This is a genomic window from Streptomyces sp. NPDC041200 (genome assembly GCF_055591805.1).
The window spans coordinates 90,516-113,995 of sequence record NZ_JBVIZF010000008.1 but is presented as its reverse complement, the minus strand read 5'-3'; the positions used below and the strand labels follow the sequence as shown (position 1 = coordinate 113,995).

General features: G+C 69.6%; 26 protein-coding genes and 1 pseudogene. 16 read left to right on the top strand and 11 right to left on the bottom strand.

The window, feature by feature from the left end:
- Window positions 1-98: 98 nt before the first annotated feature.
- From ACZ6CL_RS20230 to ACZ6CL_RS20215, 4 genes are read right to left on the bottom strand one after another with little or no spacing between them, the layout of a single operon-like run.
- Complete coding sequence (locus ACZ6CL_RS20230) at window positions 99-740, bottom strand: ATP-binding cassette domain-containing protein (RefSeq protein ID WP_468937502.1); 642 nt, start codon at window positions 738-740, stop codon at window positions 99-101.
- Entirely contained in the window at window positions 680-1,777 is a 1,098-nt protein-coding gene (locus ACZ6CL_RS20225) for a metal ABC transporter permease (RefSeq protein WP_468937501.1), read from the bottom strand. Before ACZ6CL_RS20225 ends, ACZ6CL_RS20230 begins: the two co-directional genes overlap by 61 nt.
- On the bottom strand, window positions 1,752-2,003 hold the full coding sequence (locus ACZ6CL_RS20220) for a hypothetical protein (protein WP_468937500.1): 252 nt from the start codon (window positions 2,001-2,003) through the stop codon (window positions 1,752-1,754). The genes ACZ6CL_RS20225 and ACZ6CL_RS20220 overlap by 26 nt, the downstream gene beginning before the upstream one ends.
- On the bottom strand, window positions 2,003-2,686 hold the full coding sequence (locus tag ACZ6CL_RS20215) for a GTP-binding protein (RefSeq protein WP_468937499.1): 684 nt from the start codon (window positions 2,684-2,686) through the stop codon (window positions 2,003-2,005). The genes ACZ6CL_RS20220 and ACZ6CL_RS20215 overlap by 1 nt, the downstream gene beginning before the upstream one ends.
- A 504-nt stretch (window positions 2,687-3,190) precedes the next feature.
- On the opposite strand from ACZ6CL_RS20215, the gene rpmF reads away from it, so the two are divergent.
- The 3 genes from rpmF (at window position 3,191) to ACZ6CL_RS20200 (ending at window position 4,988) form a co-directional block, all read left to right on the top strand.
- A complete protein-coding gene (rpmF, locus tag ACZ6CL_RS20210) occupies window positions 3,191-3,361 on the top strand; it encodes a 50S ribosomal protein L32 (RefSeq protein WP_468937498.1) in 171 nt (56 codons plus the stop codon).
- A gap of 7 nt (window positions 3,362-3,368) precedes the next feature.
- A complete protein-coding gene (locus ACZ6CL_RS20205) occupies window positions 3,369-4,589 on the top strand; it encodes a GTP-binding protein (protein WP_468937497.1) in 1,221 nt (406 codons plus the stop codon).
- A gap of 147 nt (window positions 4,590-4,736) precedes the next feature.
- Window positions 4,737-4,988, top strand: coding sequence for a hypothetical protein (locus ACZ6CL_RS20200; RefSeq protein ID WP_468937496.1), 252 nt, complete (start codon window positions 4,737-4,739; stop codon window positions 4,986-4,988).
- Window positions 4,989-5,094: 106 nt separating this feature from the next.
- Here the strand turns inward: ACZ6CL_RS20200 and ACZ6CL_RS20195 are convergent, their stop codons facing one another.
- Window positions 5,095-6,180, bottom strand: coding sequence for a LacI family DNA-binding transcriptional regulator (locus ACZ6CL_RS20195; protein WP_468937495.1), 1,086 nt, complete (start codon window positions 6,178-6,180; stop codon window positions 5,095-5,097).
- 367 nt (window positions 6,181-6,547) lie between these two features.
- Between ACZ6CL_RS20195 and ACZ6CL_RS20190 the strand changes: the two genes are divergently transcribed.
- From ACZ6CL_RS20190 to ACZ6CL_RS20175, 4 genes are read left to right on the top strand one after another with little or no spacing between them, the layout of a single operon-like run.
- Window positions 6,548-7,846, top strand: a complete 1,299-nt coding sequence (locus ACZ6CL_RS20190; RefSeq protein ID WP_468937494.1) for an ABC transporter substrate-binding protein — start codon at window positions 6,548-6,550, stop codon at window positions 7,844-7,846.
- Between the two features lie 11 nt (window positions 7,847-7,857).
- A complete protein-coding gene (locus ACZ6CL_RS20185; protein ID WP_468937493.1) occupies window positions 7,858-8,922 on the top strand; it encodes a carbohydrate ABC transporter permease in 1,065 nt (354 codons plus the stop codon).
- The gene (locus ACZ6CL_RS20180) at window positions 8,919-9,752 is read left to right on the top strand and encodes a carbohydrate ABC transporter permease (protein WP_468937492.1); all 834 of its coding nucleotides are present in this window, start codon (window positions 8,919-8,921) and stop codon (window positions 9,750-9,752) included. The genes ACZ6CL_RS20185 and ACZ6CL_RS20180 overlap by 4 nt, the downstream gene beginning before the upstream one ends.
- A 48-nt stretch (window positions 9,753-9,800) precedes the next feature.
- Window positions 9,801-11,441 carry a glycoside hydrolase family 13 protein gene (locus tag ACZ6CL_RS20175; protein WP_468937491.1) on the top strand — a complete coding sequence of 547 codons (1,641 nt, stop codon included), beginning with the start codon at window positions 9,801-9,803 and terminating at the stop codon, window positions 11,439-11,441.
- 51 nt (window positions 11,442-11,492) lie between these two features.
- Here ACZ6CL_RS20175 and ACZ6CL_RS20170 read toward each other — a convergent pair whose 3' ends face one another.
- The 4 genes and pseudogenes from ACZ6CL_RS20170 to ACZ6CL_RS20155 form a co-directional block, all read right to left on the bottom strand.
- Window positions 11,493-11,690, bottom strand: a complete 198-nt coding sequence (locus tag ACZ6CL_RS20170; RefSeq protein ID WP_468937658.1) for a hypothetical protein — start codon at window positions 11,688-11,690, stop codon at window positions 11,493-11,495.
- 11 nt (window positions 11,691-11,701) lie between these two features.
- A pseudogene (locus ACZ6CL_RS20165) lies at window positions 11,702-11,806 on the bottom strand (electron transfer flavoprotein subunit beta); the annotation flags it as partial.
- Window positions 11,803-12,969 (bottom strand): acyl-CoA dehydrogenase family protein, encoded by a 1,167-nt coding sequence (locus ACZ6CL_RS20160; RefSeq protein ID WP_468937490.1) that lies wholly within the window; start codon window positions 12,967-12,969, stop codon window positions 11,803-11,805. The gene ACZ6CL_RS20160 and the pseudogene ACZ6CL_RS20165, both read right to left, overlap by 4 nt.
- Window positions 12,970-13,015: 46 nt before the next feature.
- Complete coding sequence (locus tag ACZ6CL_RS20155; RefSeq protein ID WP_468937489.1) at window positions 13,016-14,215, bottom strand: CaiB/BaiF CoA transferase family protein; 1,200 nt, start codon at window positions 14,213-14,215, stop codon at window positions 13,016-13,018.
- Between the two features lie 129 nt (window positions 14,216-14,344).
- Between ACZ6CL_RS20155 and ACZ6CL_RS20150 the strand changes: the two genes are divergently transcribed.
- The 8 genes from ACZ6CL_RS20150 (at window position 14,345) to ACZ6CL_RS20115 (ending at window position 22,023) form a co-directional block, all read left to right on the top strand.
- Window positions 14,345-15,298, top strand: coding sequence for a LysR family transcriptional regulator (locus tag ACZ6CL_RS20150; RefSeq protein WP_468937488.1), 954 nt, complete (start codon window positions 14,345-14,347; stop codon window positions 15,296-15,298).
- 37 nt (window positions 15,299-15,335) lie between these two features.
- A complete protein-coding gene (locus ACZ6CL_RS20145) occupies window positions 15,336-16,136 on the top strand; it encodes an alpha/beta fold hydrolase (protein ID WP_468937487.1) in 801 nt (266 codons plus the stop codon).
- 158 nt (window positions 16,137-16,294) lie between these two features.
- The gene (locus ACZ6CL_RS20140; protein WP_468937486.1) at window positions 16,295-16,834 is read left to right on the top strand and encodes a phosphonopyruvate decarboxylase; all 540 of its coding nucleotides are present in this window, start codon (window positions 16,295-16,297) and stop codon (window positions 16,832-16,834) included.
- On the top strand, window positions 16,834-17,427 hold the full coding sequence (locus tag ACZ6CL_RS20135) for a thiamine pyrophosphate-dependent enzyme (protein ID WP_468937485.1): 594 nt from the start codon (window positions 16,834-16,836) through the stop codon (window positions 17,425-17,427). Before ACZ6CL_RS20140 ends, ACZ6CL_RS20135 begins: the two co-directional genes overlap by 1 nt.
- 15 nt (window positions 17,428-17,442) lie before the next feature.
- Complete coding sequence (locus tag ACZ6CL_RS20130; RefSeq protein WP_468937484.1) at window positions 17,443-18,909, top strand: aldehyde dehydrogenase; 1,467 nt, start codon at window positions 17,443-17,445, stop codon at window positions 18,907-18,909.
- A gap of 51 nt (window positions 18,910-18,960) precedes the next feature.
- The gene (locus tag ACZ6CL_RS20125; RefSeq protein ID WP_468937483.1) at window positions 18,961-20,331 is read left to right on the top strand and encodes an MFS transporter; all 1,371 of its coding nucleotides are present in this window, start codon (window positions 18,961-18,963) and stop codon (window positions 20,329-20,331) included.
- A gap of 4 nt (window positions 20,332-20,335) precedes the next feature.
- A complete protein-coding gene (locus tag ACZ6CL_RS20120) occupies window positions 20,336-21,196 on the top strand; it encodes an HTD2 family dehydratase (protein ID WP_468937482.1) in 861 nt (286 codons plus the stop codon).
- Entirely contained in the window at window positions 21,193-22,023 is an 831-nt protein-coding gene (locus tag ACZ6CL_RS20115; RefSeq protein WP_468937481.1) for an HpcH/HpaI aldolase/citrate lyase family protein, read from the top strand. The genes ACZ6CL_RS20120 and ACZ6CL_RS20115 overlap by 4 nt, the downstream gene beginning before the upstream one ends.
- Before the next feature lie 155 nt (window positions 22,024-22,178).
- Here ACZ6CL_RS20115 and ACZ6CL_RS20110 read toward each other — a convergent pair whose 3' ends face one another.
- Both ACZ6CL_RS20110 and ACZ6CL_RS20105 read right to left on the bottom strand, forming a co-directional pair.
- Window positions 22,179-22,385, bottom strand: coding sequence for a hypothetical protein (locus ACZ6CL_RS20110; protein WP_468937480.1), 207 nt, complete (start codon window positions 22,383-22,385; stop codon window positions 22,179-22,181).
- Entirely contained in the window at window positions 22,358-22,843 is a 486-nt protein-coding gene (locus ACZ6CL_RS20105; protein ID WP_468937645.1) for a LysR substrate-binding domain-containing protein, read from the bottom strand. The genes ACZ6CL_RS20110 and ACZ6CL_RS20105 overlap by 28 nt, the downstream gene beginning before the upstream one ends.
- Window positions 22,844-23,007: 164 nt before the next feature.
- Here ACZ6CL_RS20105 and ACZ6CL_RS20100 point away from each other — a divergent pair, with 164 nt between their 5' ends.
- The gene (locus ACZ6CL_RS20100) at window positions 23,008-23,460 is read left to right on the top strand and encodes a hypothetical protein (RefSeq protein WP_468937479.1); all 453 of its coding nucleotides are present in this window, start codon (window positions 23,008-23,010) and stop codon (window positions 23,458-23,460) included.
- Window positions 23,461-23,480: the final 20 nt, after the last annotated feature.

Sequence of the window (23,480 nt, the reverse complement as noted above, 5' to 3'; positions counted from 1 at the left end):
CGAGTGTGACCGGGCGCCACGGTTTGATGGTCACAAGGCTCTTTTACCCACAACCGGGGCGTATCCCACATAACTGTCGATTCTGGTGTATGCCCGCGTCACCGCCGGCAGACTGCCCGCGGTGACGCGGGCGACGGCGATGGGGGCGCCGGCGCCGGAGACCGTGCGGGGCCACCATCCAGGTCGTGGGTGATCAGCAACATCACCGCGCCGCTCGCTTCGCGCAGCGCGGCCAGGACGCCCAGGACCTGGGCCCGCACCAGGGGGTCGAGGGCGGTGGTCGGCTCGTCGGCGACGATCAGTTCCGGCTCGCCGAGCATCGCCATCGCGATCACGGCGCGCTGGCGCATCCCGCCGGACAACTCGTGCGGGTACGCCTTCGTCTGCCGGGCCGGGTCCGCGAAGCCCACGCGTTCCAGTGCGGCCACCGCGGCGGCACGCGCCTGCCTCCGGTCGAGTCCGCGCACCGACCGGGCGGCCGCGGTCAGTTGGTCGCCGACGGTGTGCACCGGGCTGAGCACCGTGAGCGCGTCTTGTGGGACCAGCGAGACCCGGAACTCCTCCACCCGGCTCGCGCCGGGCGTGTGCCCGGTCGGTCCTTTGGGCAGCCGCAGCCACTCCTCACGGCCCGCTCGGATCCACAGCCAGCCCATGGCAACGGACGTCAGCAGCGAGGCGATCAGACGGGCCACGACCATCTGCGGGTTACCGGGGAAGGCCACGTAGGTCGCGACCAGCACAGCAGAAACGGCGCCCCCTGGATCACGATCGCGGTGAACACCGTCCGCCACGCCGCCACCCCACGATCGTCGAGCGCGGCGGTGATCTTTGGCCCCAGCGCGAGGGCGACACCGCCGAGCAGCACCACCGGGAGGCCCGCAATCAGCCCTTGAGAGGCGATACCTACCACCGTGCCCAGCCCGCCGGCCCCGTCGGAGGGAGACGTCATCCCACCACCGTCGCGCAACAGCAGGGAGCCGACCGCCTGTGTGGCTTCCGCGGCACACGCTCCCAGCAGAACCAGAAATGCCACACCCAGTGCCCGCACAGGAACACCACGTGTCGCGGCCACCGCCTCGTCGACCGAGGCGAACAGCAGCGGCCGGGCGAAGAGAACCAACGCCGCGCAGATGGCGGCGGCCACCAGCGCCGAAAGGGCCATCCCGGCGACGGGCCGGGCGGTGAGTTGCCGGGCGGTGGCGGCTGGTATCACGAGCAGGGCGAAGACCAGCAGAGTGCCGGTGATCTGGCTGGTCGCCGCGGTCGTCGCGCCGAGGAGCACCAGGAACGTCACGGACAGCACGCGGACGGGCACCCCGCGCGCGGTGGCGACGTCGGGGTCGGCCGAGGCGAACAGCAGTGGTCGCGCGATCACCACCAGTGTGGCCAGTGCCACCGCCGTCACGGCTGCCAGGACGGTCACTTGGGTGGCCGTGATACCGAGAAAGCTGCCGAACAAAAGGGAATTGACCCCGCCGAGGAAGCCCTTGACCAGGGCCGCGCCCACGCAGAAGGCGAAGTAACCGACGATCTGCATGACACCCAGCAAGGTGGCGCAGGCGGCGCCCGGGAAGCTGACCTGGGCGAGCGTGTGGCCGGCGAAGCTCTGCCGACGCAGCACCATGTACCAGCCGACCACACCCGCGAGGACGGCGACCATGGTCCCGGCCCGGAAGGCGTTGACCATGAACGGAAACACCCACATCGCCCGCACGTCGGTCACCGGGTTCCAGGACCAGGCCGGATAGGTGTCAGCCAGACTCAGAGTGGTGACCATGGCCTCCCTCTCCCGCCGCGCCATGCCCTCCGCCGACGACCACCAGCCGCCCGTCGCCGGCGCGCAGCACCTCGACCGTGGTCCCGTAGAGTCGCGAAAGCGTCGGTGTGGTGATGATTTCCTGTGGTGGTCCTGCGACGGCACGGCCCTCGGCGATGTACACCACCCGGTCCAGCCAGGGCAGGATCGGATTGATGTCCTCGTCCAGCTCGGGGCCGGTGAACACTATTTCGTTGCGACGCTCGCCGTAGTAGTCGTCCCAGTGCCACGAGGCCAGCGTCCGGCCTCCCGCAGTTCGAGATGGCGGCCGGCCGAGCGCCAGGAGATGACCGCGTCCGGGCGGGTGGCCATCCACAGGTGCTCCCGGCCGCGCACCACCGCAGGCATGACCTGGAGCAGGCTCTCCGCCAGCCGCTCGGGGTGCAGCGGGCGCCGCGAGCGCCACAGCACCGAGGTCACGCCGTGGTCGACGCCGCGGCGGCGCATGGCCGGAGCGACGACATCGAGCCGGTCCTCTGGTCCGGCCACCGCCCACCCGGGACCGGGCCGCGCCGGATTCATCAGCGAGGCGGTGCCGCCGTCCTCCCCTTGGTCGCGGAGGACCGTCGAGGACGGGTTGAGGTGGGCGAGCAGAGCGCGGGAGCCTCCCCCGTGGCCGCCGTCCTCCCGCCGCCCCTCCGTCAGGGCCACCGCCTGGGCGGCCTCCACATGCCGGGCGGCGGCCTCGGCGACCGTGAGTAGTACGGCATGCGGACGGTCGCCGAAGACGTGGACGGCACGGTGCACACACCCCAGATCGCTCAGCAGTTGGCCGGGATCGAGGCCGACCGCGATCGGTGCCAGGTCGTAGTGGTCCGACAGCGGAGATCTGCCCAGTGGGGTCCGCCACAGCTCGGCCAGAGACGCCACGGCGTCAACGTTGTCAGGGAACGCGAGCACGACATGCGACCCTGCGGCGGCCCGTGCGATGGCGCGCAGATCCTGACGCACGATCACCGCCGGGTCGCCCGTCGCCGCTTGCGATAGCGAGGCTCGCTGCCGTTCGTCACCGCCTGCGGCGAAGCGCTGCACGAAGGGATACCGTCCCGCCTCGTCGCCGTGGATCGATACCGAGAGCACCAGTGCGTCCGGCGAGGCGCGCAGCAGCAGGTCCAGAAGGCGGCCCCGGGCTTCGGGGGGGGGTGCCGGACACCAGCCCCAGCAACCCCCGGCCCTCTCTCCCGGCCCTCACTCCGCCATCCCTCCGACGGCGGTGATGAGCGCATAAGCGGTCCTGCGCGCCCGCAACATCACCAACGGCACTTCTCCTCCTGAGCGACGACCTCATAGCGGCTGCCAGACGCTACATGGAAACGGTACCCATTTTCATATACGGTGTGCGGGATACCACCGACCGGAAAGGACCCGTGCGTCATGGCCGTGCCCAAGCGGAAGATGTCCCGGAGCAACACCCGCCACCGCCGCGCCCAGTGGAAGGCGAGCGCGCCGGAGCTGGTGACGATCACCGTCGACGGCCGTGAACATCAAGTGCCGCGGCGGCTCGTCCCCGCCTACCGGCGCGGACTGCTGCGTCCCGAGGGCTGACCGCGCGATGTCCGATCAGCTTCCCGTGACGGTCCTGTCGGGTTTTCTGGGCTCCGGCAAGACCACCGTCCTCAACCACCTCCTCAACAATCGCGAAGGACTGCGAGTCGCGGTCATCGTCAACGACATGAGCGAGGTGAACATCGACGCCGCGCTCGTCCGCGACGGTGACGCGGCCCTCTCCCGCACCGAAGAGCGCCTCGTCGAGATGACGAACGGCTGCATCTGCTGCACCCTGCGCGATGACCTGCTGGAGGAGGTGGACCGGCTCGCGCGAGAGGGACGGTTCGACTACCTCCTCATCGAGTCCAGCGGCATCTCCGAGCCCATGCCCGTCGCCGCCACCTTCGCCTTCCCGCGCGACGACGGCGCCACGCTGGGCGAGGTCGCGCGCCTCGACACCATGGTCACCGTCGTCGACGCCGCGAACTTTCTGCCGGAGCTGACCGGGGGCGACGAGCTGATGGAACGGGGCCTCGACCAGTACGAGGACGACGAGCGCACCGTCAGCGATCTCCTCATGGACCAGGTCGAGTTCGCCGACGTCATCGTCCTCAACAAGCTCGACCTGGTGACCGCTGAGTCCGCTGAACGCCTGGCCGCGACGCTGTCCCGGCTCAACCCTGCCGCCCGTCTCGTACCCGCCACCCACGGCCGGGTCACCCCCGCCGAAGTGCTGGGAACGGGACGCTTCGACCTCGAACGCGCCCAGCAGGCCCCCGGCTGGGTCATGGAGCTCAACGGCGACCATGTGCCGGAGACCGAGGAGTACGGCATCTCCAGCACCGTCTTCCGCGCCACCCGGCCCTTCCACCCGGCCCGGCTGTGGGACTTCATCGCCACCGACCTGGACAGCGGCACCTACGGCAGTGTTCTGCGCTCCAAGGGCTTCTTCCACCTGGCCACGCGTCCTCGCGTGGCCGGGCTGTGGTCACAGGCAGGCGCCGTCGCCCGGTTCGAGCCGTCCGGAGCACACGACAGCCGAAGCGAAGCCGGGGACAACACCGGCCACGGCCAGGAACTCGTCTTCATCGGCACCGGACTGCACCCCGCCGCCCTGCACCACGCCCTCTCCGCATGCCTGCTCACCGATGACGAGCACGCGCTTGGCCCCCAGGGCTGGTCGGCCTGGGATGACCCCTTCCCCGCCTGGGAGACCTACGGCCTCGACGAGGCCTGCGACCATGACCACGGTCCGCGCAAGGCCGAACTCCTGTCCCAGCACTGAGGACCAGCGCACTCGGCCGACCCGAGCGGCGCCGCGGGCGGGTCGAACCGAGCCCACGCGGCCCCCCTACTGATCCACCGCCGCTTCTCCCGCTGGGGAGCTGATGATGAACGACCTTACGAACGGTCGGCCGAATACATCGGCATCATGATCGCCGGCGCATGGGACGCCTTCGACCCCGCGCTGACCGAAGCACTCGAAGGCGTCGGAGTCATCGTCGGGAACGATCACCGCCCCGGCGCCGGCTCGGGGAGGGCGTCCGCGTCGCAGGTGCCGCCCTACCCGGTGAATCCCCTGGCCGAGCAGTACCGCCCGGCCCCCGGGCGGTACTGCTCGGCCGGATCCACGAGGACGCGTGACTGCGCCGACGTGTCACCGTCGCACCGGACGAAGCTCTGAGCACTCCGCTTCCGGACAATGTGATCGCCGCGCCCGACACACCAAGCCGCTCGACAGCCGCCGACGACCCGCCGTCGACAGCGCGGCGGGCCCGGCGCGACGTCGCTCAGCGGACGACATGGCGAGCGGTTCCATTCGGCTGTCCGTCGGTCTCTCGCCCGCCCTGCGGGCTGGGTGGCGGGGCAGTGGTCCCCCGCGGGATCAGGTGTGTGGGCAGGACGACATGCTGTTCGCGGTCCGCCTCGGAGTCGTTGATAAGTTTCAGGGCCAGTTCGCCAGCGGCTCGGCCCATGTCTGAGGGGGACTGGGCCACGGTCGACAGGTCGAGCCATTCGGCCATCAACTGGTCGTCGAAGCCGAGGACGGAGATCCGTTCTGGTACGTCGATCTGTGCCGTGCGCAGGCTCAGGATGACGGAGGCCGCCAGTTCGTCCTGCTCGGCGAAGATCGCCGTAGGTGGTTCGCGCAGGCTCAGCAACTTCCCGACGGCCTGGGTGGTGCCGCGCTTGTCGCGGGGCGGGGTGGTGACCACCAGATCGTCGTCCAGGGGGATGCTTGCCTCGGTGAGCGCCTGCCGGTAGCCGAGGAGGCGCTCGCGTGAGCTGAAACTGAAGCCGCGGGCGTTGATGGTGTGCGCGAAGGCGATCCGGCGGTGTCCGAGGTTGATCAGGTGGCGGGTGGCCTTGGATGCGCCGGCGACGTCGTCGACGTAGACGCTGGGGCGGCCCTCGACGTGCTGGCTGATGTAGATGACCGGCATGCCGAGGTCGTCCAGCCGGGCGGTCTCTTCCTTGTTGAGGTCGAAGCAGAACACCAGTAGCGCGTCGGCGTTGCGGCGGGCCGGCAAACGCTCGAAAAACGCGGCCCGCTCGTCCAGATCAGGGACCACGTACACGGTCAGTTCCATGCGGGCCTCGCGCAGCAGCGGCCCCAGGCTGGACAGCGCCGCTCCCATGAACCACGAGTCGAGCGTGGGCACGAGCACCGCCATGACTCCGGTCCGGCCAGTGACCAGACTCGACGCCTGCCGCGAGATCGCGAAGTTCAGCTCACGGGCGGCCTTCTCGACGCGGGCACGGACCTCGGGTGAGACCGAGGTCAGGCCGCGCATCGTGCGCGAGACGGTGGACGGGGAGACCCCCGCCCGTTCGGCGACGTCGGCCAACGTGGGGTGCCGCTGAGCTGGTGCCATGAGCGGAAGTTAGCACAGTTCGTGCCTCTGACGGGAGACTTTGTGACAGCGCTGTCACAGCGACTTTCGGAGGTGAAATACCAGTTACGCCCAGTATTTACGCGGTATCGGTCGTCTGATTCATCCGCGCTACCGCGACGTTACGCATTGACTTCCGGTGAGTGCACTCTTAGCGTGCAAGCGTTGTCTCAGTGGAGGCCGAGCCGTCGCCATGAAGTCATCCTTCGGGGCTTTGACCTGCGCTTTTGGTCGACAAAACCGCCGTGACAGCACAGTCTCGCAACAGAGCCAGCCCAGAGTCATCTCGGTAGCTACTCCCTACAGGGCGCCCCGCCGAGACTTCGGTTCCGCACGTCCAGGAGAGACAGTGAACGCCAGAACCACCAGAGTCCTTCAGTGCTCGGCCGTGCTCGTCACCGCTGGGCTCGTCCTCACCGCCTGCGGCTCCTCCGACAGCGGCAGTTCCTCGGGGCAGTCCAAGATCCCGTCGTTCACCGGCCGTGGCCCGATCACGTACGCGGCCGCCAAGGACAGCTCCGGCGTCGTGCAGAAGGTGATCGACCGCTGGAACAAGGCGCACCCGAAGGAGAAGGTCACCTTCGTCCAGCTGCCGGCGGATGTGAACCAGCAGCGCCAGCAGATGATTCAAAACGCCGAGACCAAGTCCGACGCCTACACGGTGCTCTCCCTGGACGTGGTGTGGACCTCGGAGTTCGCCGCCCACCGGTGGATCGACCAGCTGCCCACCGGCCAGTTCCCGCTGGGCAAGATACTCAAGCCGACGGTGGAGACGGGCAAGTACCGCGGCAATCTGTACGCGGTCCCGGCGGCCTCCGACGGCGGCCTGCTGTACTACCGCTCCGATCTGCTGAAGAAGGCCGGGGTCAGCGCCGCGCCAGCGACGTGGGCGCAGATGAAGGCCGACTGCGCCGAGGTCAAGAAGCTGCCCGAGGCCAAGGGCATGTCCTGTTACGCCGGGCAGTTCCAGAAGTACGAGGGTCTGACGGTCAACTTCGCCGAGGCTGTGAACTCCGCCGGCGGGGTCGTCACCGACGCCAAGGGCAAGCCCGACGTCGACACGCCTGAGGCGAAGAAGGGCCTGGACTTCCTCGTCGGCTCCTTCAAGGACGGCACGATCCCGAAGGAGGCCATCACCTACCAGGAGGAGGAAGGCCGCCAGGCGTTCCAGTCCGGCAAGCAGGTCTTTCTGCGCAACTGGCCGTACATGTACTCGCAGGCCGAGAAGAGCAAGGTCGCGGGCAAGTTCGCGGTCGCGCCGCTGCCCGGCCTGAACGGGGCAGGCTCCTCCAGCCTGGGCGGCCACAACGTGGCCCTGTCGTCCTTCGCCAAGAACAAGGCCACGGCGCTGGACTTCATGAAGTTCTTCACCAGTCAGGACAGCGCGAGCACGTTCCTCAAGGACGCCTCGCTCGCCCCGCCGTACCAGGCCCTGTACGACGACCGGGCGCTGGTCAAGCAGTACCCGTACCTGCCGGTATTGAAGAAGTCGATCCTGAACGCCGTGCCGCGCCCCCGGGTGGTCCAGTACGGCGACGCGTCCTCGGCGATCCAGCAGGAAGCGTACGCGGCCCTGAACGGTGACAAGAGCAGCGCGCGGGCGCTGAAGGACCTGCAGGCCGAGCTGCGGAAGTCCGCGGCACAGTGAGGAGGGAAGCCGTGGTCGACACCGAGATCCCACCCGGTACCGCCGCGGACGGCCCCACCAGCACGGCAGCGGGCCGTCCAGGAACGCCCACCGTGCCGGTGAAGGGAAGCAAGTGGGCGGCCTGGGCGGCTTCGGGGCGGACGGCGGCACTGCTGGTGTCGCCGACGCTCCTGGTGCTGACTGTCGTCGTGCTCTACCCGACGATCATGGCGTTCCGTGAGTCGCTGTTGGGCGCCAAGGGCCTGGATCCGAAGACCGGCTTCATCAGCGACACCGAACCGTTCGTCGGGCTGCAGAACTACGCCGACATCTTCGGCGCCGCCGGGGACCGGTTCTGGAACGCCTTTTGGAACACCACGTTCTTCACCGTCGTCACGGTGGGTCTGGAGACCCTGATCGGCGTGGCCATGGCGCTGATCATGCACAAGGCGTTCAGCGGCCGGGCCCTGATCCGCGCCAGCATCCTCATCCCCTGGGCCGTACCCACGGCCATCTCCGGCCTGCTGTGGCGGTGGATTTTCAATAGCGACGGCATCGCCAACGCCCTTCTCGGCCACCAGGTCCTGTGGACCACCGAGGGCTTCCACGCCAAGGTCGCCGTCATCATCGCCGAGGTGTGGAAGACCTCCCCCTTCATCGGGCTACTGGTCCTGGCCGGCCTGCAGGTCATCCCGAAGGAGGTGTACGAGGCGGCCCGGATCGACGGGGCCGGCCCGCTCGCCCAGTTCTGGCGGATCACCCTGCCGCTGGTGAAGCCGGCCCTGCTGGTGGCGGTGCTCTTCCGCTGCCTGGACGCGCTGCGGATGTTCGACCTGCCCTACATCCTCATCGGCGCCCAGAAGAACTCGGTGGAAACCCTGTCGATGCTCGCCCAGAACGAGGCGTCCAACGTCCGCTTCGGACCGGCCGCCGCCTACGCGGTGCTCCTCTTCTTCTACGTCTTCCTCATCGCGCTGGGCTTCGTCCGGCTGCTGGGCGCGGACGTCGTCGGTGACGTCGGCGGCCCACGCAAGCCCAAGCGCAAGCCCAGGCTACGACGCACCTCGGTGCGAGACGGTGCGGAGGTGTCGGCATGACGACCGCGGCGAAATGGCGAACCTGGCTGCTCTACCTTGGAGTGGCCGCGGTAGTGGCCTACTGCCTGGCCCCCTTCTACTGGATGCTCGTCTCCAGCCTGCGCCGCACCTCCGACATCTTCGACACCTCGCTGTTCCCCTCTTCGGTGTCGTTCGAGAACTACCGGGCGGTCTTCAACCCCTCCCAGGGATTCGGCCGCGCCCTGCTCAACAGCCTGATCGTCTCCGGCATCACCACCGCACTGGCGCTGCTGCTGGCCACGTTCACCGCCTACGCGATGGCACGGCTGGAGTTCCGGTTCAAGCGACTGATCCTCACCCTGATCATCGCCACCTCGATGTTCCCGGTGGTGTCGATCGTGGTCCCGCTGCTGAAGCTGTTCGCGGACATCGGCTGGATCAACACATACCAGGCGATGATCGTGCCGAGCATGTCCTTCGTGCTGCCGCTGGCGGTGTGGAACCTGACCACGTTCTTCCGGCAGATGCCGGACGAACTGGAGGAGGCCGCGATGATCGACGGCTGCACCCGGGGCCAAGCGTTCCGCAAGGTCATCATCCCGCTCGCCGCACCGGGCATCTTCACCACGGCGATCATCAGCTTCATCGCCGCCTGGAACGAGTTCCTCATCGCCCTGTCCATGACGAACAAGCAGCAGATGCAGACCGCGCCGGTCGCCATCTCCAAGTTCACCGGCGCCACCCAGTTCGACATCCCCTTCGGCAGCCAGATGGCAGCGGGCGTCCTGGTCACCGTCCCCCTGGTGATCATGGTGCTCATCTTCCAGCGCCGCATCGTCGCCGGACTCACCGCGGGCGCGGCCAAGTAGCCACCGGTTCCCCCCACAGTCCCCCTCTCAAAGGACCCTCTCAGCACCATGCCCTCCACCACGCCCTGGTGGCGCAGCGCCGTCATCTACCAGGTGTACATCCGCAGCTTCGCCGACGGAAACGGCGACGGCGTCGGCGACATCGCCGGCCTGCGCTCCCGCCTGCCCTACCTCAAGCAGCTGGGGGTGGGCGCCCTCTGGATCAACCCCTGGTACAAGTCCCCGATGGCCGACGGCGGCTACGACGTCGCCGACTTCCGCGAGATCGACCCGCTGTTCGGCACAGTCGCCGACGCCGAGCAGCTCATCGAGGAAGCACACCAGCACGGGATCCGCATCATCCCCGACATCGTGCCCAACCACACCTCCGACCAGCACACCTGGTTCCAGGCCGCCCTCGCGGCCGGGCCCGGCAGCCCGGAGCGCGAGCGCTACATCTTCCGCCCCGGCCGCGGGCCCGACGGCACAGAGCCACCCAACGACTGGGTCTCCTGCTTCGGCGGCCCCGCCTGGACCCGCCTGCCCGACGGCGAGTGGTACCTCCACCTGTACGCCCCCGAACAACCCGACCTCAACTGGCAACACCCGGAAGTCCACGCCGAGTTCGAGTCCATCCTGCGGTTCTGGTTCAGCCGGGGCGTCGACGGCTTCCGCATCGACGTCGCCCACGGCCTCGTCAAGGACCCCGAACTGCCCGACCTGCCGCCCCTCGCCCACCCGGCGGACGGACAGCCTGGGCACCACATCCAGCACCCGCACTGGGACCGCGACGAGGTCCACGCCATCTACCGCACCTGGCGCAAGGTCGCCGACGAGTTCGAGGGCGACCGCTGCTTCGTCGCCGAAGCCTGGGCCGATACCCCCGAACGGCTGGCCGCCTACGTCCGCCCCGGCGGCCTGCACACCGCATTCAACTTCGACTTCCTCATGGCCAGCTGGGACGCCAAGGGCCTCCGCGCGGTCATCGACGGCTCCCTCGCCATGCTCCACGCGGTGGGCGCACCGGCCACCTGGGTCCTGTCCAACCACGACGTCATGCGCCACACCAGCCGCTACGCCCGCAAGACCGTCGCACGGTGGGTACCCAACGAGCGCTACCAGCCCGAAGGCGACGTCGACGTGGAACTCGGCACCCACCGCGCCCGCGCCGCCGCCCTGCTCATGCTCGCCCTCCCCGGCGGCGCCTACATCTACCAGGGCGACGAACTCGGCCTCCCGGAGGTCGAGGACCTGCCCGAGGCCGTCCTCCAGGACCCCATCTGGGAACGCTCCGGACACACCGACCACGGCCGTGACGGCTGCCGTGTCCCCATCCCCTGGTCCGGACGGAGCGCCCCCTTCGGATTCAGCCCCGAGAACTCTTCCGCCGAACCCTGGCTGCCGCAGCCCGCGAACTGGGGCGAACGCGGCGTAGAGGCACAGACCGGCGACGAGACCTCGATGCTGGAGCTGTACCGCACCGCCCTCCGCCTACGCCGCGAGAACCCCGCCCTCGGCGACGGCACCATGACCTGGCTCGACGCCCCCTCCGGAGTCCTCGCCTTCCGGCGCGACCCTGGCTTCGTGTGCGTAGTCAACCTCTCCACCGAGCCCTACCGGCTGCCCGATCACACCTCGATCCTGCTGGCCAGCGGCCCTGTCACGAACGGTCTGCTGGCGCCCGACCAGGCGGCCTGGCTCGCGGCATAGGCCGCGACAGAGAACGGCCGCTTCCTCTCAATCCGCCAGGGCCTGCCCGATTCACTCCGCGCCGATCGGGCAGGCCCTGGCCCAATCGTCGAGCACTGCGTCGATGTCCATCTCCGCACCAGCGAGCGCATCGAATACCACCACGGGGGCGGGCTCGGGCGGCTCCGCCCAACCCCGCCCCTCCAGCTTGGCGGTGATGACCTGGTCGAGGGCCGCACCGTACTCGTCATGCAGCGCCGTGATATCCACCCCGGCCGGCTGGAGAGCAGACCGTCCACGTCGTCGCGGTCGACGGTCAGGTCATCGGCGAAGTGCCGGTCACCAGTGGCGTCGGGCACGTACTTCACACACACCACGATCTTCACGCGTCAAGTCCTCCTCGCTTGACCAACTGGCTCGCGATCACGTTCCGCTGGATCTCATTGGTGCCCTCACCGACGATCATCAGGGGCGCGTCGCGGAAGTAGCGTTCGACGTCGAACTCGGTCGAATAGCCGTAACCGCCGTGGATACGAACGGCGTTGAGAGCGATCTGCATGGCCGTCTCGGAGGCGAAGAGCTTCGCCATCCCCGCCTCCATGTCCACCCGGCGCCCGGCCTGCGCCTCCCGGGCCGCGTACAGGGTGAGCTGCCGTGCCGCGGTCAGCGAAGTCGCCATGTCCGCCAGGTAGTTGCCGATGGACTGGTGCTGCCAGATCGGCTTGCCGAACGACTCCCGCTGCTGCGCGTAGGCCAGGGCATCCTCAAGGGCCGCGCGGCCGACGCCGAGGGCGCGGGCGGCGACCTGGAGTCGGCCGGTCTCCAGACCCTTCATCATCTGCGTGAAGCCCTTGCCCTCGACGCCGCCGAGTACGGCGTCGGCCGGTGCTCGGTGGTCCTCGAAGGACAGCTCGCAGCTCTCCACGCCCTTGTAGCCGAGCTTGGGCAGGTCGCGGGAGAGGGTCAGGCCCGGGCCGTGCTCGACCAGGAGGATGGAGATGCCCTTGTGCGCGGGGCTCGCGTCGGGGTCGGTCTTGCACAGCAGCGCGATCAGCTGGGAGCGCCGGGAGTTGGTGATCCACGTCTTGGCGCCGTTGACGACGTACCCGTCGGGGCCCTTGCGGGCGACGGTGCTCATCGCCTGGAGGTCCGAGCCGCCGCCCGGCTCGGTCAGAGCCATCGTCGCGCGGATCTCGCCGGTGGCCATCTTCGGCAGGTACCGGCGCTTCTGCTCGTCCGTCCCGAAGTGCAGTAGCAGCTTCGCGACGACGGTGTGTCCGCCCATGGCGCCTGCCAGGCTCATCCAGCCGCGCGCCAGTTCCTCGGTGACCAGGACGTAGCAGGGAGTGGAGACGGGAGTGCCGCCGTACTCCTCGGGGACCGCGAGGCCGAAGATGCCGAGCTGCTTCATCTGCTCGATCAGGGCTTCGGGATAGGTGTTCGTGTGCTCCAGCTCCTGGACGACCGGCTTCACCTCCTTGTCCACGAAGTCGTGCACGGTCCTGACGATGAACCGCTCGTCCTCGGACAGGGTGTCGAGAGTGCTCATGCTGTGATGCTCCTTGGGTGGATCGCGTTGTCCGGGCGGGCCGGTGTCACAGGACGTGCTCGGCGCGCAGGGCGGAGATGTCGGCCGTGCTGTGTCCCAGTTCGGCCAGAATCCGTTCGGTGTGTTCGCCGACCGCGGGGACGGCGTCCATGCGCGGGGAGCTGCCGGCCAGGTCCACCGGAGGCAGCAGTGCTGGGACCGCCGTTCCTCCGGGGATGCGGACGTTTTGCCACCGCTTCCGCCCGGCGAGCACGGGATGTCCCAGGAAGCCCTCGATGTCGTTGACGCCCGCGTTGGCGATGCCGGCCTCTTCCAGCAGTTTCATCACCTCGCCGCTGTCCGACTCCGTGAAGCGCTCGGAGACGATCGCGTTCAGTTCCCCGCGATGGGCCACGCGAGCCGAGCCGGTGGTGAAGCGCGGGTCGTCGACGAGGCCGGGGGCTTCGAGGATCTTCTCGCACAGCGCGGCCCATTCGCGTTCGTTCTGGACGGAGAACAGGACGTCCTCGCCGTCGGCGCAGGTGTAGGCGCCGTACGGGGCGATGGTGGCGTGCTGGGTGCCGACCCGCGGGGGCTGGGTGCCGCCGAAGCGGGTGTAGTAGGCGGGCTGGCTCAGCCATTCCGCCAGTGCCTCGAACAGCGACACCTCGACGGCCCGTACGACGCCTGTGGTGGCCCGGGTGAACAGTGCGGCGAGGATGCCCGAGTACGCGTACATGCCGGCAGCGATGTCGGCGATCGAGATCCCGGCCCGGGCGGGCTCGTCCGGGCTTCCGGTCAGGGAGACAAGGCCGGTCTGGCACTGCACGAGCAGGTCGTACGCCTTGCGGTCGGCCCACGGCCCGCTGGTGCCGTAGCCGGAGACGGAACAGGGGATGAGGGACGGGAAGCGTTCCGCGAGGGCCTCGGTGCCGAAGCCCATGCGGGTCGTCGCGCCCGGAGCCAGGTTCTGCACGAACACGTCGGCCCCTGCGAGCAGTCGCTCCAGGATCTGTCGCCCGCGGTCGGACTTCAGATCGAGGGTCAGGGACTCCTTCGACCGGTTGAGCCAGACGAAGTAGCTGGACTCGCCGTGCACCGTGGTGTCGTAACGGCGCGCGAAGTCGCCGCCTCCCGGGCGCTCCACCTTGATCACCCTGGCTCCGAGATCGGCGAGTTGACGGGTGGCGAAGGGGGCGGCCACCGCCTGCTCCAGGCTGACGACCGTGATGCCGGACAGCGGCAGGTCTTCGGGGAACGTGGCCATGGGTGACCTCCAGGAAGGTTTCTGGTCCCGAACCGGGGAGTACCATCATGGAGACTCATGTCAGCAAGAGTGAAATAGCAATTCGTGATCCAGTCATGCCGACCGAGGATGGCGGCGGAGGAAGAGACCGTGGACGTCAAACAGCTCAAGGCGCTCGTCACCGTCGCCGAGGTCGGCAGCGTCACCCGCGCCGCCGAGCTGCTGCACCTGGTGCAGCCCGCCGTCACCCGGCAGATCCGCACGCTGGAGCAGGAGCTGGGCGTGCCCCTCTTCGAGCGCACCCGTCAGGGCATGCGCCCCACGGACGCGGGGGCGATCATGGTGGACCGCGCCCGGCGCGCCCTGAACGAGCTGGAGCGGGCCCGCGCCGAGGTACGGCCCACCCCAGGTGAGGTGACCGGCATCGTCACGGTCGGCCTGCTCGAGAGCACCGCCGAGCTGCTGGCCGAAGCGCTCGTGACCACCGTGGCGCGCGATCACCCGGGTGTCGAACTGCGGCTGATGACCGCCTACTCCGGGCATCTCCAGCAGTGGCTCGACGACGGCGACCTGGACCTGAGCCTGCTGTACAACCTGGATACCACCCCCTCGCTCAACGCCCGCCCGCTGGTGCGCGAACACCTGTGGGTGGTCGCCCCCGCGACGGCCGGCCTGCGAGCCGACCGGCCGGCCCCGTTCGCCGAGGCCGCCGCCCATCCCCTCGTCATGCCCGCCACCGGTCACGCGCTGCGCGCCCTGATCGACGCGGCGGCGAGCCGTGCCGGGGCCGAGCTGCGCGTCGCCGTCCAGACCAACTCCATGCCGGTACAGAAGCAGCTCGTCCTCGCCGGGCACGGCTGGACCGTGCTGCCCGGCATCGCCATCGCCGAGGACGTCGCGAACGGCACGCTGAGCGCCGCACCGCTCGCCGAACCCGACGTGTGGCGCTCGATCGTCCTCGCCACCCCCAGATACGGCCGGACACCGCCCGCCGTCGAGGTCGTCGCCCGCGAGCTGGTGCACCGGATCCACTCAGCAGTGGCCGAGGGCCGATGGCTATCCGCCCAGCTCCTGGAATCGGGCGGCGCTGCCGAAACCGAGTGACCTGCCACCACATCAGCACCGCCCGAGGGACACGACCATGACGGACGCCGCATCACTGCCGTACGCCTTCGCCCGCGCCGAGGACGGCACCGCACTCGCCTACCAGCGCAGGGGAGCCGGTTCCCCGCTCGTGCTCCTCGCCGGGCAGGCGAACAACCACCACTGGTGGGACGGCATACGCGAGGACTTCCACGGCACGCACAGCACGATCACCATGGACTACCGAGGAACCGGCGCCAGCGACAAGCCCGAGACCGGGTACTCCACCCAGCAGTTCGCCAAAGACGTGATCGCCGTCCTCGACGACCTGGGCATCGAGCGCGCCGATGTCTACGGCACCTCCATGGGCGGCCGGGTCGCTCAGTGGGTCGCCGCCCGGCACCCCGAGCGGGTCAGGCGTCTCGTCCTCGGCTGCACCACCCCCGGCGGCCCGCACGCCGTCGAACGGGACACCTCCGTGCGGCGCGCCCTGGCCCAGACCGATCCGCGAGCCGCCCGCGAGGCGCTCATCGACCTGATGTACTCCCCGGCCTGGCGCACCGCGCACCCCGGCCCCTACAACACCCTCGGTGACCCGGGCGCGCCCCCGCACGCCCGGCGCGGCCATCTGCTCGCCAGCAACCAGCACGACGCCTGGGACGCCCTGCCGGCCATCGCCGCGTCCACGCTGATCCTCCACGGCGACCGGGACCGGATGGCCCCGCCGGACAACCTCCCCCTGCTCGCCGACCGCATCCCCGACACCCGCACCCGCCTCTTCCGCGGAGCCCGGCACGCGTACTTCGAGGAGTGCGGAGCCGAGGCGAGCGCCCTGGTCTCGGCGTTCCTCACGGACTGAGCGGACCGGGGACCGCGCCGGAGGTGTAGCCATACGCCTCCCGCATACGAGGATTACGCCTTTCTATTGTTCAACCTCATCCATCAGCACTCATGATGATGGGCACTTCGAGCCACCAGCAGGCCCGAACAAGCCATCGAGCAGCGGAGTCGCATCGGATGAGCCAGACACACGCACCCGCACCGCCCCCCTGGCAGGAGGACGTCTTCGCCGCACTCAAGAAGCGCGGCATTCAGCAGATCGCCTACGTGCCGGACTCCGGCCACTCCCACACCATCCGCGAGGCCCAGCGCGACTCCGCCATCCACGACGTCGTGCTGACCACTGAGGAGGAGGGCGTCGCCGTCGTCAGCGGCGCCTGGCTCGGCGGACAGCGCGCCGCGCTGCTGATGCAGAGCAGTGGCGTCGGCAACTGCGTCAACATGTTCTCCCTGTTGCAGATGTGCCAGTTCCCCTTCCTGACGCTGGTGACCATGCGCGGCGAGTACGCCGAGTTCAACCCCTGGCAGGGCCCCATGGGCCGTACCACCCAGCAGGCCCTCGAACTGATGGGGATCACCGTGCTGCGCGCCGACACCCCCGAAGAGGTCGAGGAGAGCGTCGAGGCCGCGCTGGACTCGGTGTTCGAGGCGGGCGAGCGCGTCGCCGTACTCCTCGGACAGAAGCTGATCGGCCGCAAGAAGTGGGAGCGCGACTGATGACCACCACTGACGTACGACTCGACCGGCGCCGCTTCGTCGCCGATCTGACCGCCCGGCTCCCCGAGGACACGCTGATCGTCACCGGGCTCGGTTCCCCCAGCTACGACGCCTTCGCCGCCGGCGACCGTCCCACCAACTTCTACCTCTGGGGCGCGATGGGCGCCGCCGCCCCGCTCGCCCTCGGACTCGCCCTCGCCCGGCCGGACCGCCCGGTCGTGGCGATCACCGGAGACGGCGAACACCTCATGGGCATCGGCACGCTGGCCACCATCGGCGCCCAGCTCCCGCCCAACCTCACCCTCGTCGTCCTGGACAACGCCCACTTCGGCGAGACCGGTATGCAGCCCAGCCACACCGGCCTGGGCACCGACCTGGTCGCCGTGGCCCAGGGGTTCGGTATCCGCGACGCCCTCCGGATCGGCGACCTGGCGCAGACCGAGGACCTCGCCGCACGCATCAGGGCGCGCGCGGCCACGACGTACGCGCAGGTACTGATCACCCCCGCCGAGCCGCCCCGTGCCCTGCCGCCTCGTGACGGCGTCGCGAACAAGAACTCCTTCCGTGCCGCTCTCGGCCTGAGCACCTTCTGACCGGCGGTGTCCCCCATGCAGCGCTACGAGATGTACATCGACGGCGAGGGCCGGGCGCCCATCGGCGGCGAGTGGTTCGCCAGCGACAACCCCTACCTGGGCACTCCGTGGGCGGAGATCCCCAAGGGCGGGCCCGAGGACGTCGACGCGGCGGTACGAGGCGCCGACCGCGCCCTGCGCACCGGCCCCTGGGCCGACCTGACCGCCAGCGCGCGCGGCGCCCTGCTGCGCCGGCTCGGCGACACCATCGCCGACAACGCCCGTCATCTCGCCGAACTCGAAGTCCGCGACAACGGCAAGCTGTTCACGGAGATGCACGGACAGGTCGCCTACATCCCCCAGTGGTTCCACTACTACGGCGGGCTCTCCGACAAGATCGAGGGCACCGTTCCGCCGCTGGACAAGAAGGGCTACTTCGCCTACACGAAGATGGAACCCGTCGGGGTCGTCGCGGTCATCACGCCCTGGAACTCCCCGCTGTTGCTGCTGGCCTGGAAGATCGCCCCGGCCCTGGCAGCGGGCTGCACCGTGGTGGTCAAGCCGTCCGAATTCACCTCGGCCTCGACCCTGGAGCTGGCCCGGCTCTTCAACGAGGCGGGGCTGCCACCCGGCGTGTTCAACGTCGTCACCGGCTTCGGCCAGGACGTCGGCGCACCCCTGGTGGAACATCCCCTGGTCCGCAAGGTGAGCTTCACCGGCTCGGATGCCACCGGCCGACGTATCGGTGAAGCCGCCGCCCGCGACTTCAAGCACGTCAGCCTGGAACTCGGCGGCAAGTCACCCAACATCGTCTTCGCCGACGCCGATCTGGAAGCCGCCGTGAACGGCGCCGTATCCGGCATCTTCGCCGCCACCGGGCAGACCTGCATCGCGGGCTCCCGGCTACTGGTCCAGGAGGACGTGCACGACGAGGTCGTGGCCCGCCTGGTCGACCTCGCGGCCACGGCCCGGGTGGGTGATCCGATGGACGAGGACACCCAGGTCGGCCCCATCACCACACCCGCGCAGTACGCCAAGGTCCTCGGCTACATCGAGATCGCGCGGAAGGAAGGCGCCCGGCTCGCCCTCGGCGGCAGGGCGGCCGAGGGCGGCGGCTGGTTCGTCGAACCGACCGTCTTCACCGGCGTGCGCAACACCATGCGCATCGCCCAGGAGGAGGTCTTCGGCCCTGTCCTCGCGGTCATCCCGTTCAAGGACGAGGACGAGGCGGTCGAGATCGCCAACGACAGCCGCTACGGCCTCGGGGCCGGTGTGTGGACCAGCGACATGGGCCGCGCCTTCCGCATGGCCGACCGCGTCCGCTCCGGCACCGTCTGGGTCAACACCTACCGCGCGGTGAGCTATCTGACGCCCTTCGGCGGCTTCAAGGACTCCGGGATCGGCCGGGAGAACGGCATCGGCGCCGTCACCGCGTACCTGGAGGACAAGAGCGTCTGGATCAACACCGGCGCTCCCACCGGCAATCCCTTCGTCCTGCGCTGAGCGGCCCCGAACGAGCCGTTCGCCGACGTGACGAAAGCAACGGAGCTTCCCATGTCGCAGAGCCGCACCTCCCTCCCCGGCCGCTCCCAGGTCACCGCGAACGTGATGCGCGGCTGCCTGGGCAATCTGATCGAGTGGTACGACTGGTTCGTCTACGCCACCTTCAGCGTCTACTTCGCCTCCGTCTTCTTCCCCGACGGCAACCAGACGGCCCAACTCCTCTCCACCGCAGTCGTCTTCGCCGTCGGCTTCCTCATGCGCCCCCTCGGCGGCTGGCTTCTCGGCGCGTACGCGGACCGGTTCGGGCGCCGCGGGGCACTGACCCTGTCGGTCACCCTGATGAGCCTCGGTTCTCTCACCATCGCCCTGGCCCCGGGCCACGACACCATCGGCCTCGGTGCGCCGCTTCTGCTGGTCGTCGCCCGGCTGGCCCAGGGTCTCTCCGTGGGTGGCGAGTTCGGCTCCAGCGCCTCCTATCTCGCCGAGATCGCGCCCGCGAACCGACGCGGCTTCTACTCCAGCTTCCAGTACGTCTCCATCGTGCTCGGCCAGCTCGCCGCCCTCGTCGTGGCGATCGGCCTGCAGAACACGCTCACCGACGCACAGTTGCAGAGCTGGGGCTGGCGGATCCCGTTCGTGATCGGCGCCGTGGCAGGTCTGGTCGTGATGTACCTGCGCCGGTCGATGGAGGAATCCGAGCACTTCCGGCAGGAGCAGGCCAGGACGACCGCCCAGGACCCGGCCGTCGAGGAACGCAAGGGCCTGATCGCTCTGTTCAGGGAGTACCCGCGCCAGCTCCTCGCTGTGTTCGGACTGGCCATCGGCGGCACGGTCGCCTTCTACACCTACACCACCTACCTGCAGAAGTACCTGGTCAACACCGCCGGCCTCGCCAAGTCCACGGTCTCCCTCATCGGCTTCTGCGCCCTGTTCGTCTACATGCTGCTGCAACCGGCCGCGGGAGCCCTGTCGGACCGGATCGGCAGACGCCCGGTCATGTTCGGCTTCTCCCTCTGCGGCATGTTCCTGACCGTGCCGATCATGACCGTCCTCGGACACACCCGCAGTCCGTGGCTCGTCTTCCTTCTCATGACCGTCGCCCTGGCCTTCACCAGCGGATACTCCGCCCTGGCCGCCATCATCAAGGCCGAGATGTTCCCCACCAAGGTGCGCGCGCTCGGCGTGGGACTGCCGCACGCCCTGGTCACGGCCACCTTCGGCGGCCTGACCGAACCCATCGCACTGGCCTTGAGGAAGAACGGCCACGAGATCGTCTTCTTCTGGTACGTCACCGCGTGCATCGCGCTGACATTCCTGGCCACCCTGCTCGTACGTGAACCGTCCCGCGCCTCCCTGCTGGAGGCCGGGACGGCGGGAGCTCCCTCCGACCTGACCACCGCACCCACCCACCAAGGAAGCTGACACCATGACCACTCCGCTCGCCTCCTACGTGGAGTCGTGGCACCCCGAACCGGCAACGGACGAGGACGACCTGCCGCCCGGCCCGGCAGCCGCCCTTTCGGCCCTGCTGGACCTGCCCGCCCCCGCCGTCAAGTCCGGAGACCCGCTGCCACCGCTGTGGCAGTGGCTCTACTTCCTCAACTGGCCCGCCCAGCACGAACTCGGCCCCGACGGGCACCTGCGCGAAGCACGCTTCCTGCCGCCCGTCCCCGACCGGCAGCGCATGTTCGCAGGCGGCCGCTGCGAGATCACCGAACCGCTCCGGCTGGGCGCACCGGCCGCACGCGTCAGCAGCCTGCAGGCCGTCACACCCAAGCAGGGACGCACCGGCGAGCTGCTGTTCGTCACCGAACGCCAGGAGTTCCGGCAGAGCGGCCGCCTCTGCCTCGTCGAGGAGCAGGACATCGTCTACCGGTCGGGCCGCGGCACCGGGCAGCATCCGGCAACGCTGGACGACCAGAGCGTCCCCACGGCCGAGGGCCCGTGGCAGCTGCGCCTGCAACCGGATCCGACGCTGCTGTTCCGCTTCAGCGCGCTCACCGCCAACGCACACCGCATCCACTACGACGCTCCGTACTGCCGCGAGGTAGAGGGCTATCCCGGCCTCGTCGTCCACGGCCCGCTGCTGGCCCTGCTCATGCTCGAACTGGTCCGCCGCAGCGCCCCGGAGCGGCAGGTCCGGTCCTTGTCCTACCGGCTGCACCGGCCGGTGTTCGCCGACGAACACCTGTTGGCCGACGGCACGGCCACCGGTGGGCAGGCCCGGTTGCACGTGGCCACGCACCGGGAGGCAGCGCACGCGACCGCGGAGGTGACGTTCGCATGAGCCTGCCGGACCGCGACGGCATCGCCACCGCCAGGAGCCTGCTCTTCGTGCCCGGCAGCCGGCCCGACCGCTTCGACAAGGCGGCATCCGCCGGCGCGGACCTGGTCATCATCGACCTGGAGGACGCCGTCGCGCCCGAGGACAAGGACGATGCCCGCGACCACACCGCCGGCTGGCTCGCCCTCGGCAACCGGGCCGTCGTACGCGTCAACCCGCCCGGCACCCCCTGGTCCGATGCCGACCTGCGCACAGCCGCGGAGCACGGCTGCCCGGTCATGGTGCCCAAAGCCGAGGACCCGGCCGTCCTCGCCGACATCGGTGCCCGTACGGCTGGGCGCTGCGGGATCCTCCCGCTGCTCGAAACCGCCCTCGGCATCGAGCGCGCCCACGAGGTGTGCGCGGTCCCCGGCGTCGTACGGGCCGCCTTCGGCAACGTCGACCTGGCCACCCAGCTGGGCGTCGCCCACGACGACCACCAGGCCCTGCTGCACACCCGCTCGCGGCTGGTCCTCGCCGCGGCAGCGGCGGGCAGCTGCCCACCCGTCGACGGCGTCACCACAGCCGTACGAAACCCGGAGGCACTCCACACGGACGTCGCGCACGCCCGGCGGCTGGGCTTCACCGGAAAGTTGTGCGTCCACCCGGACCAACTCGCGGCGGTGGCGGAGGGGTTCGCACCGACGGAAGACGAACTGCGCTGGGCGCACGCGGTCCTCGGCTCGGCCGAGTCGGTCACCACGGTGGACGGGCAGATGGTCGACAGACCGGTACTGGAGCGGGCCCGGCGCGTCCTGGCGCGGACCGCAGAGCCGCACACCGCGGCGTAGACGTGCCGTTCGGGGCCCCACACCGCACCGGGGTCCAGGCGGCACGTGCGGTGTGCGTGGGGACCGGAGGCGGACAGTGATGGAGGGCACGGCCCGCCTCCGTGTCCGTGTCCATGTCCGTGTCCGTGTCCGTGTCCATGTCCGCGCGGAGACCGTCAGCCAGCTCCTGTCGGCTGAGGCCCGGTGGCGGCGCGCTCGCGTGCGACGTCGCGCAGCAGCCCGAGGGACACGTCCACCAGCGGGGTGAGCGTCGTGTCGGCCTGGGTCACCGCGTGGATCTCGCGGTGCGTTCGCGGCCCGACCCGCTCGCGGTGGGTCGTACCAGGAGTGTTGGTCAGTGCCAGGCGCGAGATCCGGGCCACGCCACTGCCTGCGCCGACCACGCCTGGGCCACGTGGTAGGACTCCGTTTCGAACCGAACCCTGGGGCTGAATTGCGCCTCGCCCGCGGCCCGGTCGAGCTGTTCACGGGCGGCGTGTCCGGCCACGATCGCCACCCATGGCTCGTCGCGCAGGTCGACCGCGGAGACGTCGGCGTCCGCAGGGCGGTGACGCAGGGCGGGCAGCGCCGGAGGCACCAAGTGCGCAGCAGCGGCCTGGAAGGCACAGACCCGCAGACGCAGCGACAGATGCCCCAGCAGCGCGGACGTGTCCGCCGCGGCACGCTCCGCCGCTTCCTCGACGGCCCGCCCGTGCCTCGCGAGCGCCGCACCGGCCTCGGTGAGCCCCGCTCCCCGCGGCCCGCGCACGACGAGAGACACCTGCCACTCGCGCTCGGCCCTGGCCACCTGCTGCGTCACGGCAGCAGACGTGAGCTGCAGTGAGCCTCCGCCAACTTGAAGTTGCAGGTCAAAGGCCTGGTGTGACCGGTTCTCGGGGTACTCGCCCTGGTCGTGGGCGGCTGTCTGAGGAGTAGATCGTTTGTCAGCGGTCGGTTTGCAGTTTCCTGCTCGCTGCGTCCGGGTGGCCTTCTACGATCCGGTGCATGGATCCCGAGTTGTTGGAACGGATCACCGCGCGGCGCGCGGAACTCGATGAACGCGAAGAGCGACTGGCCAAGGAGCTGGCGGAAGTAAGGGCCGAGCGGGACGAACTCGCCGTCGCCGAGCGCGCCCTTGAGCGCGTGAGCGAGCAGCTGGCCGACGAGCGCGCATCGGCCGCGCCGGTATCGGGCCAGGTGGGTGGTCGGTCGGTCACGCTGATCCCGCATCGCGTGCCGGACGTGGAGGAGAGCACGCTCCCGTTGGACTACCAGCGCATCCTCGCCGCCGTGCGGCAGGCCGCCGGACCGGTCATGGCCCGGCAGGTCGGTGAAGTGGTGGGCGTGGACGTCAGCGTGCGGGCCAAGCTGGAACCGCTGCGCGGGAAGCTGGTCAGACTCGTTGATCGCGGCTGGCTGCGCAAGCTTCCTGACGGCCGGTTCACCACCCGACTGTGACCTGGGGCGCCGCCACCCGC